Below are 16,497 nucleotides of genomic sequence, written 5' to 3' on the forward strand. Positions count from 1 at the left end.
ACGCAGTTCGTGTCCAATCAAAAGGCTATACACTAATAAATCGTTCCCGATATTCCTTCGGAGTGACGGACAGATATTTGCGAAAACCAATACGCATCTGGTCTGTGTTCGAAAATCCACATTTATAAGCAATACTTTTCATCGGTAGCTCACTTTCGCTCAGCAGCCGCCGTGCCATATCGATTCGGGCTTTTTCAATGAACTCGGATGGGCGCATGTTTACCTCCTTATGAAATGTCCGAGTGAAGTGCCTGAGGCTCATTGACGCCCGCTCGGCCATCAACGGGACGCTTATCCTTTGATCGATATTACTCAATACCCACTCCTGCACTGCTCGCATGCTTGAAGACTGCGTCATTTGGCTTGTCAGGTTGGCGCTGAATTGAGATTGGCCTCCCGGACGTTTAAGAAAAATCACAAGATCCCTGGCGACTTGTAGGGCAAGCTCATGCCCAAAGTCAGCTTCCACAAAGGCTAAGGCTAGATCCACTGAGGCGCTCACACCGGCAGATGTCCAAAGATTGCCTTGCTGAGTAAAGATGGAATCAATGTCTACCTGAACCTTTGGATATTTCTGCTGCATAACCTCCGCCATTCGCCAATGAGTAGTTGCCCGTTTGTCATTTAGCAGGCCTGCTGCCGCCAGGAAAAATGCACCGGAGCATAGACCCGCAAAGCGAGGTACATTTGGAGCGACACGCTTAGTCCATTCCACAATCTCGGGTTGTTCTTCCACTATGCGCTCAATCTCATGGGCGCCGACTATCATCACCGAATGGGGGAGGTCGGATTCGATCAAAGGGTGGGTGGCGTGCAAACTCATCAACGTGTCAGAGGTAATGGGGCCTACTTTTGTCGAGATAATTCTGAGTCGATATCCCAGGGGTTTTTCTTGAGCTTCTAAGTGCTTATTCGCATAAGTAAATACAGTCATTGGGCCAATGGCTTCAAATGATTTGAAGTCTGGATAAATCACAATATCGATCGTTCTGCAGGTTGTAATCTCAATATTGTTCATAAAATTGCTCTCTTCTTAAATGCTTGGCCCAATTTCATGGCAACTTGGCCGGATTCTATGTCGGTTACAACACACAAGCCGGGTCTATTTTTTCTATAGTAGGTTACCTGAATTACAGTCGATAGGTACCCATTCCCATGATCAAGTCGCGCGCAGCTGTTGCATTCGGCCCTAATGAGCCTCTAAAGATCGTTGAGGTCGATGTTCAGCCTCCGAAGGCTGGTGAGGTTTTGGTTCGCATCGTTGCAACCGGTGTTTGCCACACAGACGCTTACACACTGTCCGGTCAGGATTCCGAAGGCGTATTCCCGTGCATTCTCGGCCATGAAGGTGGCGGCATCGTTGAAGTAGTCGGCGAAGGCGTGACCTCGCTGCAGATAGGTGACCATGTTATTCCGCTGTACACCGCAGAATGTGGGAAGTGCAAATTCTGCGTTTCCGGCAAGACCAATCTGTGTCAGGCGGTGCGTGCTACCCAGGGTAAAGGGCTTATGCCCGATGGAACCACCCGCTTCAGCTACAACGGCGAGCCGGTTTACCACTATATGGGCTGTTCCACCTTTTCCGAGTACACCGTGCTGCCGGAAATCTCCTTGGCGAAGATCCCGAAGGAGGCTCCACTTGAGAAGGTTTGTCTCCTGGGCTGCGGTGTAACTACCGGCATTGGCGCTGTGCTGAACACCGCTAAGGTGGAAGAGGGCGCAACAGTTGCTGTCTTTGGCTTGGGTGGTATTGGTTTGGCCGCAATTATCGGCGCCAAGATGGCTAAGGCATCGCGCATCATTGCCATTGACATCAACCCGAGCAAGTTCGCTATCGCGGAGGAATTGGGAGCCACTGATTTCGTCAATCCGAAGGACTTCGATCGCCCAATCCAAGAGGTTATCGTCGAGTTGACCGACGGCGGCGTTGATTACTCCTTCGAATGCATTGGCAATGTTCAACTTATGCGTGCGGCGCTTGAGTCCTGCCATAAGGGCTGGGGCGAATCCATCATCATTGGTGTTGCTCCCTCTGGCGCTGAAATTAGCACTCGCCCTTTCCAGTTGGTGACTGGTCGCGTATGGCGCGGCTCTGCATTCGGTGGCGTGAAAGGGCGTACTGAGCTGCCGAGCTACGTTGCTAAATCCGAGCAGGGAGAGATCCCGCTGGACAAGTTCATCACCCACACCATGAGCCTGGAGCAGATCAACGAGGCCTTCGAATTGATGCACGAAGGCAAGAGCATTCGTTCGGTCGTCCACTTCTAAGAATTTTCGCGGCACCTCTTCGGAGGCGCCACTTTCTTTCCACAACAACCCACCCGCGACGGAGATACTCATGTCGATCTTCACTCATGTAACTGTTGGCACCAACGATCTGGAAAAAGCACGTAAGTTTTACGACGAGGTACTTGGCAAGATCGGCTTCAAGCGAATCGCCGACTTGGGCGATAACGGCTCTATCTGGGGCGTGGACAAGCCGTCATTTTTTGTACTTAAGCCTGCAAACGGCCAGCCTGCTACGGTCGGCAATGGCGTAACTGTCAGCTTCGAAGCTCCGAATCGAGCCACCATCGATGCCTTCCACGAAGCAGCCTTGGCCGCTGGCGGCAAAGATGAAGGCGCAGCTGGCACTCGCGACTGGGCACCCAATGCCTATGCTGCTTATGCCCGTGATCTGGATGGCAACAAACTCGCTGTATACAGCTTTAAAGCCGAGTAAATCGGTTTCAGCGGCGCCCCTGGGCGCCGTTGTCTTACTCCCGATGACTAGCAATGGGAATTCATGAGTAATTTAAAAGCGCCATGGATAATATGGCCATTAGCATATTGAGGATGTGACGACTTTAATTGGGGAAGTTGCATGCTTCTAGAGTATTAAATCCAAACGCACGGTCTTTGACTCATGCATCGTCTTTGGAAAACTCAACGTCACTTAAAGTAAATCCGTGTCGGCTATAAAATCTTTCAAGTTCCCGAGGCTCAGGCTCTACACCCGTGAAAATTTTTAAGTATTCAGGGATATAGCGCATTCTATACTCGGTAGGCTCTACCATTTTCATGCTGATGTAGCCAATCTGAGTGAGATAGATCGCTCTAGCGCGAGTCCTTGCCTGAAGTGGATTAAAGCCAAAACGACCGAACATGTTCGCCAAAGCATCAACTCGTAACTCGTCCGCATGCAGGATTTCCGCAGAAACCTCTTCGGACTGTAGAGCCCAACTTCTCATGGCAAATTCAAGCTGCGAATCGAACAGCTCAGTGTTCAACCAGCAATCAAAGACATTGAGTATGGCTTCGGAGAGTGACTCCGCATACGCTCTCGACTGTTTAACTAAATTGTCTGTATTTTTGTTTTTCCATAGTGCGATCAACGCGGTCAGCAGTGCATCGCGATCCTCAAAGTACCAATAAAAGCTCGTACGAGAAATGTTTAATTTCTTTGCTAACGGCAAAACTTTTACGGCATCGATACCGGACTCAATCAAGCTGTCGTAAGCCGCTTTGAGCCAGCTTTCGAGCGGCACTCGGATAGATTCTGTACTAGGTAGGGGCTTGTTCATGTCTCGGATAGTACAAGGCGGATCGTAACCCTGCAAGCGGGAAAAACACCTGTGAACATCCTATTGACACATGTGTACATTGGGTCGTAATGTCGCTCATAGCTGATGACCAATAAGACCTGAGACGCCATCATGAAAAACGATCCGTTGCTGCAACCCTTTCAACTGAAGCACCTCACCCTGCGCAACCGCATCATCACCACGTCCCACGAGCCTGCTTACCCTGAAGATGGTATGCCCAAGAAGCTGTATCGTGCATATCACGTCGAGCGTGCTAAGGCTGGTGTGGCGATGACGATGACCGCTGGCTCTGCCGCCATTTCTCGTGACAGCCCGCCTGTATTCAACAACATCCTTGCTTATAAGGATGAGGTGGTCGGGTGGATGAAGGATCTGACGGACGAATGCCACGAGCACGGCGCTGCTGTGATGATTCAGTTGACTCACCTCGGCCGTCGTACTCGCTGGGATAAAGGAGATTGGCTACCTGTTGTTTCGCCGTCCCATAATCGCGAAGTAGCTCACCGAGCTTTCCCGAAGGTTATCGAGCAGTGGGACATTGACAGGATCATCCAAGATTACGCAGATGCAGCTGAGCGTATGAAGGCCGCAGGGCTGGATGGTATTGAGCTCCAGGCGTATGGCCACTTGATGGATCAATTCTGGTCACCGCTTACTAACGAACTTGATAACCCTTACGGTGGCTCGCTTCAAAATCGCCTTCGTTTCACATTTGAAGTCCTGACCGCTATCCGTAAGCGAGTAGGCACTGAATTCATCGTTGGCATTCGCTATACCGGTGATGAGTTGCTCTCAGGAGGTCTGCAAAAAGACGAGGGGTTGGAAGCCTCAATGCTGCTCAAAGACAGTGGCATGATCGATTTCCTAAACGTCATTCGCGGCAACATTGCGACCGATGCCGGCCTTACTGACATCATCCCGATCCAGGGTATGCGCAACGCACCCCACCTGGATTTTGCAGGTGAGATCAAGTCGCTTACAGGGTTCCCAACCTTTCACGCTGCCAAGATCCCCGATGTGGCAACTGCTCGTCATGCTATCGCATCTGGTTTGATTGACATGGTCGGTATGACACGGGCTCACATGACTGACCCGCACATTGTCAAAAAAATCATTGAAGGGCGTGAGGATGATATCCGTCCATGCGTAGGGGCCAACTACTGCCTGGATCGAATCTACAACGCTGGTGCGGCCTACTGTATCCATAACGCTGCGACTGGCCGTGAAACTACTATGCCTCACGACATTCCCAAAGCTGATAAGAAGCGGAAGATCGTCATCATCGGCGCGGGCCCTGGGGGATTGGAAGCCGCTCGGGTCGCTGGCGAACGAGGGCACGAGGTCGTAGTTTATGAAGTCGCAGACCAGCCCGGTGGTCAAATTCGCTTGACCGCACAATCGGAGCGGCGTAAGGAAATGATTAGCATCATTGATTGGCGTATGGCTCAATGCGAACGCTTCGGTGTGAAATTCAATTTCAACACCTGGGCGGATACTGACACGGTGCTCGGTGAAAATGCCGATGTTGTGATTGTGGCTACGGGAGGTCTCCCGCACACGGAAGTCTTGGAAAAAGGCAACGAGTTGGTTGTTTCGGCTTGGGACATTATTTCCGGTGACGTTAAGCCTGGGAAGAATGTGCTGGTATTCGATGACGCAGGTGACCATGCGGGACTGCAGGCATCCGAATTTATCGCCCAAAGCGGTGCCCATACGGAAATTATGACGCCTGACCGTAACTTCGCGCCTGAGGTTATGAGCATGAACCTCGTGCCATACATGCGATCCTTACAAAAGTTGGATACGACTTTCACCGTTACGTACCGTCTGATAGCAGTTGAACGCGAGGGGAATCAGCTCAAGGCGATAGTAGGTACTGACTATAGCTCTTTAACAAAGGAGCGTATTGTCGACCAAGTGGTGGTAAACCACGGCACTCGCCCACTGGACGAGTTGTATTTTGATCTGAAGCCATTCGCCTCCAACGAAGGCGCTGTTGAATACATAGATTTGATTGCCGGTAATCCACAAAAAATCAACACGAACCCAGACGGTAAATTCCAGCTGTTCCGAATTGGTGATGCAGTTTCCGCAAGGAATACTCATGCCGCCATCTATGACGCGCTGCGCATCGTCAAAGACCTGTAATAGAAAAAGACATCTATAATATTTTACAAAACCGTACCTTTGCACTGCCATTAGAACAATATATAAATCAACAGGCTAGTTGAGGTTTGCATGCACAGCAATAAAGACCGTAATTTGATTTCGTTAGAAGCAGGTGGTCGTAAGCGCGGACACGTGCGAGGAAATCTGACAAGCGAGTTAATGCGATTAATTTCTTACCTTCCTGCCCACGACCAGTTGGTCGCGCAACACTCGAATAGCTTTTATTAATAGAGTGCGCGCAACCGATAAGACAGACACAAAGCACTGTGACTATATAACCTAACCAGAAATGTAGTCTCGAACCGGATTCAGCGGTAGGCCTCAATAATGTGAGGCCTGTGCTGTCAAAAATAGCGTCAGTGCGCATTTGGAGGATGACAAGATGAGCTCGGTAAGTGTCGTGAGTACCGCTGCACCTTCGGTTGTTGAGGTGCAAAAAACAGAACAGGCTTTCCTAAGCCTGAAAGGAATTTACAAGAGCTTCGGGCCTTATGAGGTTTTGCACGACGTTAGCCTTGAGATGTGTAGAGGTGAAGTGCTTGCGATCATTGGCCCAAGCGGATCAGGTAAAAGCACGCTGCTTCGTTGTATTAATCAGCTGTCGCCGCCCACGGCGGGGTCAGTCAGCATGGATGGCGTTACTATTGAGGCTGGACGTCCTTCATCGCGAAGTGACCTGGTTAATCTTCGACGACGAATCGGAATGGTTTTTCAATCATTCAACCTGTTCCCTCACCTCACTGTCCTTCAAAACGTTAGCCTTGCACAGGTGCGTACGATGGGACGCTCAAAACGAGACGCCGACAAAAAATCTTTAGAGCTGCTCGACCGAGTTGGTTTGGCCAATAAAGCCGAGCTGTATCCGGCTCGGTGCTCAGGTGGCCAGCAGCAGCGGATCGCCATCGCTCGCGCGCTCGCTCTGGAGCCTGAGCTAATGCTTTTTGATGAGCCGACCTCAGCTCTTGATCCAGAGCTAGGGCTGGAAGTTCTTGCAGTAATGAAAGAACTCGCGAACGAAGGCATGTCGATGATCATGGTCACTCATGAAATGCACTTCGCAGAAACAGTATCAGACCGAGTCGTTGTGATGGCAGAGGGGCGAATCCTGGAGCAGGGGATAAGCCGAGAGGTGATGCGTAATCCACAACACGAGCGAGTAGTGCAGTTTCTCCGGGCTGTGAGGGACAGGTAATGTTTGACGTATTCAAAGCAATGCTCGACGGCGTCCCTTGGACTATTGCCGTCACGCTACTATCATTTACGATAGGCTGCCTACTTGGCTTCCCTATCTGCTGGGCTAGAATGTCTAAATTTAGGATGGTTTCCTTTACGACGGCATCGTTAGTTTTAATTATTCGATCAATTCCACCTATTGTATGGCTATTCTTCGTCTTCTTTGGGGTGGGTGGGGGCTTCCTTAATCTTTCACCGTTTGCAGCTGCTATTACGGGCCTTGGGATAATCACTGCTGCGCAAATGTCTGAAGTGTATCGTGGAGCGCTGAGTGCTGTTTCGGTCGGACAATACGAAGCGGCACACGTGCTAAACCTCAATGCCAGGCAACGGTTCGTCGATATAATTCTTCCACAAATGCTTAGGATTGTGGTGCCTTCAGCCGCAACTTACGCTATCAGTCTGCTGAAGGACTCTGCCGTAGCATCCACTATTGGTGTCACAGATATCAGTGCAGTGGCATATCAAGTCACTCAACAGACGTTCAAAGGGATAGAGGTATATACCACTGCTGCTTTGCTTTACTTGCTTCTAAGCGTCCCTATCGGGTTGTTTTCGCGTTGGCTCGGGGCTACGTTGAACACGAGGATTTCTAGATGATTGATCTTCTTGGTATGTGGTGGGAATGGTTTCCGGATCTTCTGCAGGGCTTTGTTCTGTCTTTGCAGGTAACCGGAGTTTGTCTGTTGTTGGGGATTCCACTGGGCTTGGTCTTTGCGCTCGGTGTATCAGCACCAAACAAGGCTGTCAGGTTAATATTTTTGTTCGTGGTAGAGTTGGGGCGCGGAGCCCCGGCATTGATATTGTTACAATATTTTTACTATGGGCTTCCTTCCGCCGGAATTACGTTATCCTCATTCACTGCGGCAGCGTTAGCGTTGGCTTGCTGCACTGGCGCATATACAAGTGAAATTATTAGAGGAGGACTTGAGGCAGTAGCAAGTGGGCAGAGAGAAGCGGCTGATGTTATTGGGCTTACTAAGCTGGACGCTCTCAGATTTATTATAGTTCCTCAAGCCCTTCGCATAGCCGTTCCATCGTTACTGGGCTTTTCAATCATTATGTTCCAGGCCTCATCTTTATGCTTCACTATCGCTCTTCCGGAGCTTGTGAGTCGGGCTTCAGCTATTGGATCAAATACATTTCAATATATGCCAGTGCTTGCTTTGGCCGGGATTATGTACGCAGTTGTATGTATCCCTGCCACGATAATTGTGAATTCGCTAGAGAAAAAACTAGGTGCGAGCAGTCAAGCCTAAGATGTTAGTGTTGCCGTAACTCGAACTTAATTGACATAAAGGGAAGCATGATATGAAGATTTTGTCTGAACTAATTAAGTGTGCGTTGATCGCTGGTGCTGTTGCTAGCGGTGTCGTTCAGGCCGCAGAGGAATGCGTACCGGTACATAAATTCGAAACATTGACGCCTGGAGTATTAACCGTTGCTGCGTATGCTTTCCCGCCTTACTCGATACCCAAAGGGGGAAATGATATTGGTGGTGTAGAGGGTGAGATTCTTAAAGTCATCGCGAAAAATGAGTGTCTGACAATAAAAACTACTGTTGTTGATCCCTCCGCCGTAATTCAGTCGGTGGTCTCCAAAAGAGTAGATATTGGCATTGGTGATTGGTACCGCACAGCTGAGCGTAACAAAATTTTAGGTTTGTCAGCCCCGATTTATTTAGATGCAATGGGCATAATATCGACTGAAGGTTTTGCGAAGATTTCAGATCTCAATGGAAAGAAAATAGGTACCGCGCAAGGTAATCTTTGGGTTTCAGATCTTAAGAAGATATTTGGCGATAACTTGGTGTTGTATCCAAATGCGGTTGCAGCAGCACAGGATCTCGCATCAAACCGCCTACAGGCAGTAGCGGATAGCTTCGCAGTGGCTATTGCTGCGCAGCAAAAAGGAGCTTATGCAAACAGCAAAATTGTTGTTGCCGATTCTGATGATAGAGTAAAAGCAACTATGCAGCCGGGTCAAGTTGCATTCGTTTATACAAAGTCTAATGATCTACTTGGCAGCGCTCTATCCAGTAATATACGGGCAATGCACGAAAACGGTCAGATAAAGAAAATTGTAACCTCGTTTGGGTTGAACGATTCTATTACCGAGGTCGGAGAGCCCCGCCTGATAGAATAATAGGGCATATGCATAAAGGCGCCAATTAACAGTGTATTTGGCGCCGCTTAAATTTTAGGAGTTACAATCCCTATGTCAGCACTCCTTTCGAATATCGAAGGCGGTACCCGTGACCGCATAATAGATGCTGCAATAGCACTATTCTCCGAATATGGTTTCCAAGCCATCAGCATGAGAGATTTGGCCAAACAGGTCGGTGTAAATGCGGGGTCGTTGTACAATCACATTGAAAACAAACAAGAGTTGTTGTACGAAATTCTCGAGTTGACTCTTTCCAGTCTGATTGCTGCGACTAAGCGTTCGACAAAAAGACAAGGTACCCCAGCAAAAAAGTTTCAAGCGTTCCTCCAGTCATTCAATTCTTTCAGAGGAGTTGATGAGCGGGGGCTTGTTCTGCTTTATAGAGAGGTTATCAGCCTGGATGTGAAACGACAAGCTGATATACGCGATCTTCAGAAGAGTTATTTGTTGTTGCTAGAAGATATTCTTTCTCCGATTTATTTTAATTCTGTACCGGGTCGTTTGTCTTATATATCAAAAATAGTCATTGGCTTTCTTTTTGGACAGCTTCAGTGGTCAAGTGCGGATTTACACGACAAAATTCTAATTGCACATTTGATAAGGTTTGTCACCGAGTCTGCCAGCCAAAACTCTTGAGTCTGGTCTCGCCCAAGAATTTCTTCAAGGTTACTGATTGTTAGTCGAATCCTGCAGTGCTGAAATAAGCCAGTTGGCAGCGAGTTCTCCCGCACCGTTTCTGGGAGAGTTTAATGGTACCAATATATTGTATAGACCATCCGGAACCAATGTGCGTTCAGATAAAGCAACTAGGCTACCATCCTGGATGAATGTGTTGACCAACACTCCCCAACCAAGTGCTACACCTTGACCTGCTTTTGCAGCGGCAATAGTTTCAGTGTAATGGCTGAATTTCATCGACGGCTCACCTGATGGTTTTTTGAGTCCCATCTGTGTATACCATTTTGGCCAGCTATACCACGAACTATCTGCTGCATCATATTCGATAAGGTCGGTTCCAATTTCCCAGAAATGTTTATCTGCGATCTTAGTTGCATACTCTGGCGAGCAAACTGGAACGATGGTGTCTCCACAAGATGCTAATACTGTTCCATCGTCAAAGGGCGGGTTGCCATAACGAATTACTACATCCACATTGCTAGATTCCATGTTGATCTTTGAGTCTTGCGAAATAACTCGGAGTTGTATTTCTGGATGCAGCCGCCGAAGCTCGATCAATCTTGAAAGAAGCCAAAAAGTGGAAAATGCCACTGTTGCACCAATAGTGACTACCTGCTCCTTACCTGCGGCGCGGATAGCTTCAACTGCCTCCGTAATACCTGAAAAATTTTCTGCTAATGCGACTCCCAGTGCTGCACAAGCATTAGTTGGTTGGATGGAGCGATGCCCCCTAGTAAAAAGTGATACCCCGAAATCTTGTTCTAGGCAGGCTATTTGCCTGCTGACCGCAGCTTGGGTAACGCCAAGCTCACGGGCTGCTTCTGTAAAACTTTTGTGCCGAATTACCGCCTCTAGTGCGACAAGCGCGGTCAGCGACGGTACATTTCTGAGTAACCTCATCAGACAGATCCTCCGGCCAAGATATATGGGGTGAATGTATAATAATTTCTTATGCGTGACTTAATAATTTATGCGGTTGTAAGGTTTGTTGTTCAGGGCGATATTATCACGAACGCAGAATCATTAGTAACAATAAGCCTGGTGACGTTATGATTATTAGTCCCGAACCGCAGATCTCATCGCTGGTCGCATCGCGAATCAAGGGGCAATCCTTACCTGGAGGGTTGTACACGCGGAGCGATGTCTTTCAGGCGGATTTAGAGGTTTTTTTTAACAATCATTGGATTTACATTGGCGTGGAGTGTGATGTCCCCGAGCCAGGAGATGCATCGGTTATTGATATTGGTAACACTAGCTTGATACTTCTCCGGGATGAAGACGAGTCGATACGTGTCGTGCGTAACGTATGTCGTCACCGGGGATCAAGACTGCTTGAGCCAGGTAATCACATAATTTCTAAATTGGTTTGCCCCTATCATCAATGGACTTATGAATTGACGGGAGAATTGGTCTATGCACCCCATATGGGGGTTGATTTTGATAAGTCTTGCAGGGCACTAAAGCCTGTAAGTTTTAGGTCTATCGGCGGGCTTATATACGTCTGTCTCTCTGAAAATCCTCCCGAAGATATTGATAATCTGGAGCGAGTGATGACTGAGCGTCTGCACCCCTATGATATTAAACATACCAAGATAGCCTACCAAACAGACGTAATCGAAGAGGGCAATTGGAAGTTAACAATCGAGAATAATCGTGAGTGCTACCATTGTTCTGCTAATCACCCTGAGTTGTGCGTATCTTTCTTTGAGGTTGATTTCGGCTATGATCCTGCAGTCTTAAGTGACGATGATCGTGAAACTGCCATTCAGCACGGTATCCGCTATGCAGAGCAGACAAAGGCCTGGGAGGCAGAAGGTTATCCATCAATTGCTGTAGAACAACTATCTGGGAATGCTACAAACTTCAGGACTCAGCGGCTGATTATTTCGGGTGCTGGCGAGTCACAAACTCCCGACGCTACAGCTGCATCGGCAAAACTTATGGGAACACTGACACGTAAAGACCTCGGAGATACTCATCTTTGGGGGCACAACTCTTGGAATCACTTTATGTGTGACCACGCTGTTACGTCCATGTTAATTCCTTTGTCGCCAGATAAAACGTTGGTTAGAACGAAATGGCTCGTTCATAAAGATGCTGTAGAGGGCGTCGACTACGACTTGGAAAAATTGACAAGCGTTTGGATTGCGACAACTGACCAAGATGCAAAATTGGTTGCTCGCTCCCATGATGGAATCAAAGATCCGGCCTATGAACCAGGTGTTTATTCCGGCTTCACGGAACGCCAATTGGACAATTTTTCTACTTGGTATGTGGAACGGATGAAAGCTCATGGATACTGAACATATCTTTTCGACTAGGGAGAAAGCGCAGGTCGATTACTGGGATCAAGAAACGGATGAATATCTTGTTTGTGTAGATGTGCATTCTGAAACGCACGACGTAAAAACGTTCACGTTTGTCTCTCTAGACGGAAAGTTATTCCGATTTCGCGCTGGCCAGTATTTTGCTTTCGACTTGCCTATTAATTGTGAACTTACGAATCGGTGTTATAGTATTTCATCATCTCCGTTGAGACCTAACGCTATCTCGGTCACTGTGAAACGAGTCCCAGGTGGTGCCGTTTCTAACTGGATGCATGAAAATCTTTCGCCGAATACTGTAGTAAAAGGCTTTGGCCCACTTGGAAACTTTACTAAATCGGCAGATCACACCGAAAAATATCTCTTCCTTTCAGCTGGTTCCGGCATTACTCCTTTAATGTCAATGGTTAGGGAGTTGGCTGATCTTTCTGCTAAGGCGGATGTGATTTTTGTACATGCAGCAAGAAGCCCTCAGGATTTTATTTTTCGAGATGAGCTAGCAACTCTCGCAACGAAACTTAAGACCCTTCGGCTTATTCTTATTCCAGAGGAGATATCCACCGAGAAGTTTTGGCCGGGGTTTGTTGGACGCATATCAAAAGAATTGCTCTCCCTTACAGTGCCGGATATTTCTCAACGACTGGTTATGTGTTGCGGCCCAGGGCCGTTCATGTCTGCTGCACGAGAAATATCTACTCAGATGGGTGTGCCTGAGTCACGTTATATTGAAGAAAGCTTCCAGGGCGCGATACCGGTACCAGTTATCGACCCTGCTCAAGAGGTGATGGCTGAAACAGGGTTCAAGGTCGAATTTATCAAGCAAACCCGCACCATTGACGTTGCGTGTGATCAGACCGTGTTGGCCGCCGCTAAAAAGTCGGGTATCAAGATCCCATCCTCTTGCTCTAATGGTTTGTGTGGAACCTGCAAATCCAAACTCATTAGCGGTTCTGTGTCTATGAACCATAATGGGGGAATCCGACAGCGGGAGATTGACGGTGGAATGTTCCTTCCATGTTGCTCAAAGCCTCTGTCCGATCTAGTGGTTGATCGCTGAGGTGAGTCTGGTGCTATAAAATTAGTTATTTAATAACCCTGTAAGTGGGTATTTAGAAATGAGCGTAAGGCCATTAGATAGACAGAAAATTGGTACTCATCGAATTGATCTTCCTGCGTGTGACTGGGAGTTGACGGATCTACATGGATTTTTAATAAAACCAATCTTCGAAGATAAGAAAACCGGTGAGCGAACGATACTCATGAAGGTTGAGTCGGGTGCGTTCGCGGAATCTCACTGTCACGATCAGTTGGAAGAGGTGTTCATCCTCGAAGGGACACTCTACGACGATGAAAACGTCTATAGCGCGGGACAATATTTTCAGCGTGCGGTTGGAGCATTCCATACTGCTGGCTCACGAGATGGTTGTGTGGTTTTATTAGTTTATCGCTGTGAGCAATAAGTTTGGTGTTATTCAAGCCAAGTTACAATCTGCCAAAACTAAAATAAACGTGTAGTCCACGAGGAAGCCATGATGATTCGTAACATTCGCACCGTCGCAATGCTAGCTATCTCATCGATCGTAACCCTGTCTGGCGTTAACGCTTACGCCAATGAATGTAAACCGGCACACAAATTCGAAACCATCAAACCTGGTGTTTTGTTGGTGGCCGCATATGAGTTTCCTCCATATTCGTATACAGGGGCGAACAAGACCCTTACAGGGGTAGACGGAGAGGTGGTCAAGCTCATTGCCGAGATGGAGTGCCTGAAAGTTGAGCTGCTTATGATGGATCCTGCGGCGACTATTCAGTATGTCGTCACGAAGAGAGCTGATGTAGCCATCGGCGACTGGTACAGGACTGCAGAACGGGCCAAAATCATGGGTCTTTCCGCCCCGATGTATCTTGACCAGATGGGGCTTATGAGCAAGGCGGGTTATACAAAAATCGAAGAGATTCAAGACAAGAAGGTAGGTACTGTCCAGGGATCATTGTGGGTAAAAAATCTTCAGGATGTGGTGGGTTCAAACTTAACAATTTATCCGAATCCTGTGGCAATGGCTCAAGATTTGTCTGCAGGGCGAATTGAAGTTGGGATAGATAGTTACGCGGTTGGGCTCACAGCTCAGAAGAAAGGTGGTTATCCAGGAATTCTGATAAAAGTTTCCGAACCGGATCAACGTGTTCGAGCAACTATTCAGGCGGGACAAGCGACTCTACCCCATGATAAAGCCAATACTGGACTTCGCGATGCAGTAAACGCCAATATTAGTGAACTTCATCGTTCTGGCAAGATCGCGGAGATCTTAACGAAGTTTGGGCTTGATGTAGGGGCCGCAGATGTGGGTGAACCACGTCTAATCGAGTAATTTATGTTTAGTGTGAGTCAACAGCCGAACCTATGGTTTGGCTTCTTACTTAAAGCCTCACTATCAATTAGAGATTTCACGAATTCAACCGAGCGAGCAAGCTCGACAAATTCAGAGTCCATGTAGAGTTCCAGCTCTTGTCTGAGGCGCCAGATAGGATTGGATCCTTCTACGCTTCATACTCAGACCCGCTTACGACCGCAGGCTGCTAGGGTTCCCATTGTGAACAGGTGATGGTGGGCTGAGTCTCTTCCTATAATCGTTTTGGGTGCGATGCTGAACTGGCCTAATGATTTTGGACACTTCAATCGGGCGCTATGATGGCGCCCAAATCTGAGGTGTTTTGGCTATGCGTAAATCTTATCCAGTGAGTTCAAACTCAAGGCGGCGAGCATGGTGTTGGACGAGGGGCAGTCGGTTCCCGAGGTCTGCGCCAGCCTGGATATCGGTCCTACGGCCCTGCGCCGCTGGGTCGACCAGGTTCGGAAGGAGCGTTTGGGCTCGACTCCGGTGGGCGCCAAGGCGATTACCGCCGATCAGCGAGAGATCCAGCAACTCAAAGCCTTGCTCAGGCAAAAAGACCTGGACATTGAAATCCTAAAAAAGGCCAGTGCTCTCCTGCTGTTGGACGCCAAAGATCATTCACGTTGATCGATGAGTTGGACGAGCAGTACGGCGTTAACAATTGCTGTCGGGCGTTCGGCGTCAACCGCAGCAGCTTTTGTGCCTGGCGTCAGCGCCAAGGCAAGGTGAAACCTGAGCGGGAGAAACTCAAAGCCGTGCTGGTCGAACATCACAAGGAATCCAGATCATCTGCTGGCTCGCGCACTTTGGCCAAGGAGCTGCAAGCCAAGGGGCATCGTGTCGGGCGGCATATGGCTCGCAGCCTGATGCGCGAAGCGGGCATTACCAGTCGTCAGCGTCGGCGGCACAAGTACAGATCTTCCGGCGTGGAAGCACTGGTGGCGCCGCATGTGCTCAAGCGCAAGTTTGATGTTACAGCGGTCAATCAAGTGTGGTGTGGCGATGTGACGTACATCAAGGTCGGCACGCGCTGGCTGTACTTTGCGGCAGTTCTGGATCTGTTCGCTCGTCGGATTGTGGGCTGGTCGTTTTCGATGATTTCCGATGCCACGCTGACCTGCGAAGCGTTGCGAATGGCGGTCGAACTCCGAGGCCGGCCAAGAGAGGTGCTGTTTCATTCTGATCAAGGCTGCCCAATACACCAGCCATAAATTCAGAAATGAGATGCGCAAGCATGGACTTTTGCAAAGCATGAGTCGCAAAGGTGAGTGCTGGGATAACGCCCCGATGGAGCGTTTCTTTGGGAGCCTCAAATCAGAGTGGGTGCCAGAAGATGGCTACAACTCTGAGCATGAAGCCCGCATAGACGTGCAACGCTACGTGATGCGTTACAACAACGTCAGACTCCATAGATACAACGGCTATCGTTCACCGGTAGCTATGGAGAAACTGGCTGCATGAAAACCGTAACTGGTGTCCAAAATTAGTTGACCAGTTCATGCCTGCTGCGTTCAGGTTGGCCAAATAACTCTCAAGCCTACCTATAGTGACGCTCAACAGCGCCTCGTCTCGGTCACTGCTCTCAAACTCTACTTGGGTCTTCAGGTCATCCAGAAGGTTCCCGATGTGGTACGCTAGGACTTGGTGGTGTCAGCCAGCAGGTTGTTCCGGTAGTTGCGGCAGAGATACTCCGAGGTCAGGGGTTGGAGTTCCTCTCCACTCCCTATCAACACGCACCCGGTTACCTTCACTTCGAGATGTTGAGCTTCGGGTTGGGACAGGAACTGCTCCCGGTACTTGCCTTGAGTCAGGACAGAGTTTCTTAGGTCTAGGAGCTCTCCCTTGACTGCAACCATCTTAATCAGCGCACCACCTTCGGTTCCCATTTCAATCAGTTGGGGAACCAGCGGTGTGCATTATGGGTGGGGAGGTATAGGTATGGGAAGTGGG

General features: G+C 48.7%; 18 protein-coding genes. 15 read left to right on the top strand and 3 right to left on the bottom strand.

Annotated elements, in window-relative coordinates; all coding sequences use genetic code 11:
* Positions 1-25: 25 nt before the first annotated feature.
* Positions 26-1,018, bottom strand: a complete 993-nt coding sequence (locus KGB28_RS22285) for a GlxA family transcriptional regulator (RefSeq protein ID WP_223447907.1) — start codon at positions 1,016-1,018, stop codon at positions 26-28.
* Positions 1,019-1,155: 137 nt separating this feature from the next.
* On the opposite strand from KGB28_RS22285, the gene KGB28_RS22290 reads away from it, so the two are divergent.
* Both KGB28_RS22290 and KGB28_RS22295 read left to right on the top strand, forming a co-directional pair.
* On the top strand, positions 1,156-2,268 hold the full coding sequence (locus KGB28_RS22290; protein WP_223447908.1) for an S-(hydroxymethyl)glutathione dehydrogenase/class III alcohol dehydrogenase: 1,113 nt from the start codon (positions 1,156-1,158) through the stop codon (positions 2,266-2,268).
* A gap of 70 nt (positions 2,269-2,338) precedes the next feature.
* Positions 2,339-2,722: a VOC family protein gene (locus KGB28_RS22295; protein WP_223447909.1), complete on the top strand. Its 384-nt coding sequence runs from the start codon at positions 2,339-2,341 to the stop codon at positions 2,720-2,722.
* Between the two features lie 181 nt (positions 2,723-2,903).
* Here KGB28_RS22295 and KGB28_RS22300 read toward each other — a convergent pair whose 3' ends face one another.
* Positions 2,904-3,563 (bottom strand): TetR/AcrR family transcriptional regulator, encoded by a 660-nt coding sequence (locus tag KGB28_RS22300; protein WP_223447910.1) that lies wholly within the window; start codon positions 3,561-3,563, stop codon positions 2,904-2,906.
* 132 nt (positions 3,564-3,695) lie between these two features.
* On the opposite strand from KGB28_RS22300, the gene KGB28_RS22305 reads away from it, so the two are divergent.
* From KGB28_RS22305 to KGB28_RS22330, 6 genes are all read left to right on the top strand, one after another.
* On the top strand, positions 3,696-5,732 hold the full coding sequence (locus KGB28_RS22305) for an NADH:flavin oxidoreductase (protein WP_223447911.1): 2,037 nt from the start codon (positions 3,696-3,698) through the stop codon (positions 5,730-5,732).
* Positions 5,733-6,135: 403 nt separating this feature from the next.
* Entirely contained in the window at positions 6,136-6,945 is an 810-nt protein-coding gene (locus KGB28_RS22310) for an amino acid ABC transporter ATP-binding protein (protein WP_223447912.1), read from the top strand.
* Positions 6,945-7,586 carry an amino acid ABC transporter permease gene (locus tag KGB28_RS22315; RefSeq protein WP_223447913.1) on the top strand — a complete coding sequence of 214 codons (642 nt, stop codon included), beginning with the start codon at positions 6,945-6,947 and terminating at the stop codon, positions 7,584-7,586. The genes KGB28_RS22310 and KGB28_RS22315 overlap by 1 nt, the downstream gene beginning before the upstream one ends.
* Positions 7,583-8,245 (top strand): amino acid ABC transporter permease, encoded by a 663-nt coding sequence (locus KGB28_RS22320; protein WP_223447914.1) that lies wholly within the window; start codon positions 7,583-7,585, stop codon positions 8,243-8,245. The genes KGB28_RS22315 and KGB28_RS22320 overlap by 4 nt, the downstream gene beginning before the upstream one ends.
* A gap of 52 nt (positions 8,246-8,297) precedes the next feature.
* Positions 8,298-9,131: a substrate-binding periplasmic protein gene (locus KGB28_RS22325; RefSeq protein ID WP_223447915.1), complete on the top strand. Its 834-nt coding sequence runs from the start codon at positions 8,298-8,300 to the stop codon at positions 9,129-9,131.
* 72 nt (positions 9,132-9,203) lie between these two features.
* Entirely contained in the window at positions 9,204-9,788 is a 585-nt protein-coding gene (locus KGB28_RS22330; RefSeq protein WP_223447916.1) for a TetR/AcrR family transcriptional regulator, read from the top strand.
* A gap of 30 nt (positions 9,789-9,818) precedes the next feature.
* Here KGB28_RS22330 and KGB28_RS22335 read toward each other — a convergent pair whose 3' ends face one another.
* Positions 9,819-10,730, bottom strand: a complete 912-nt coding sequence (locus KGB28_RS22335; RefSeq protein WP_223447917.1) for a LysR family transcriptional regulator — start codon at positions 10,728-10,730, stop codon at positions 9,819-9,821.
* A 149-nt stretch (positions 10,731-10,879) separates the two neighbouring features.
* Here KGB28_RS22335 and KGB28_RS22340 point away from each other — a divergent pair, with 149 nt between their 5' ends.
* From KGB28_RS22340 to KGB28_RS22370, 7 genes are all read left to right on the top strand, one after another.
* The gene (locus tag KGB28_RS22340; RefSeq protein WP_223447918.1) at positions 10,880-12,133 is read left to right on the top strand and encodes an aromatic ring-hydroxylating oxygenase subunit alpha; all 1,254 of its coding nucleotides are present in this window, start codon (positions 10,880-10,882) and stop codon (positions 12,131-12,133) included.
* A complete protein-coding gene (locus KGB28_RS22345; RefSeq protein ID WP_223447919.1) occupies positions 12,123-13,211 on the top strand; it encodes a hybrid-cluster NAD(P)-dependent oxidoreductase in 1,089 nt (362 codons plus the stop codon). The genes KGB28_RS22340 and KGB28_RS22345 overlap by 11 nt, the downstream gene beginning before the upstream one ends.
* Positions 13,212-13,269: 58 nt before the next feature.
* Positions 13,270-13,614 carry a cupin domain-containing protein gene (locus KGB28_RS22350; RefSeq protein ID WP_223447920.1) on the top strand — a complete coding sequence of 115 codons (345 nt, stop codon included), beginning with the start codon at positions 13,270-13,272 and terminating at the stop codon, positions 13,612-13,614.
* Between the two features lie 72 nt (positions 13,615-13,686).
* Positions 13,687-14,523 (top strand): substrate-binding periplasmic protein, encoded by an 837-nt coding sequence (locus tag KGB28_RS22355; RefSeq protein ID WP_411740596.1) that lies wholly within the window; start codon positions 13,687-13,689, stop codon positions 14,521-14,523.
* 393 nt (positions 14,524-14,916) lie between these two features.
* Positions 14,917-15,174 carry a transposase gene (locus KGB28_RS22360; protein WP_263296892.1) on the top strand — a complete coding sequence of 86 codons (258 nt, stop codon included), beginning with the start codon at positions 14,917-14,919 and terminating at the stop codon, positions 15,172-15,174.
* A gap of 8 nt (positions 15,175-15,182) precedes the next feature.
* Positions 15,183-15,758, top strand: coding sequence for an IS3 family transposase (locus tag KGB28_RS22365; protein ID WP_263296893.1), 576 nt, complete (start codon positions 15,183-15,185; stop codon positions 15,756-15,758).
* A gap of 40 nt (positions 15,759-15,798) precedes the next feature.
* A complete protein-coding gene (locus KGB28_RS22370; protein ID WP_223447922.1) occupies positions 15,799-16,008 on the top strand; it encodes an integrase core domain-containing protein in 210 nt (69 codons plus the stop codon).
* Positions 16,009-16,497: the final 489 nt, after the last annotated feature.

Source organism: Pseudomonas sp. BF-R-19 (genome assembly GCF_019956445.1).
In the GTDB taxonomy this organism is placed as follows: Bacteria; Pseudomonadota; Gammaproteobacteria; order Pseudomonadales; family Pseudomonadaceae; genus Aquipseudomonas; species Aquipseudomonas fluorescens_BH.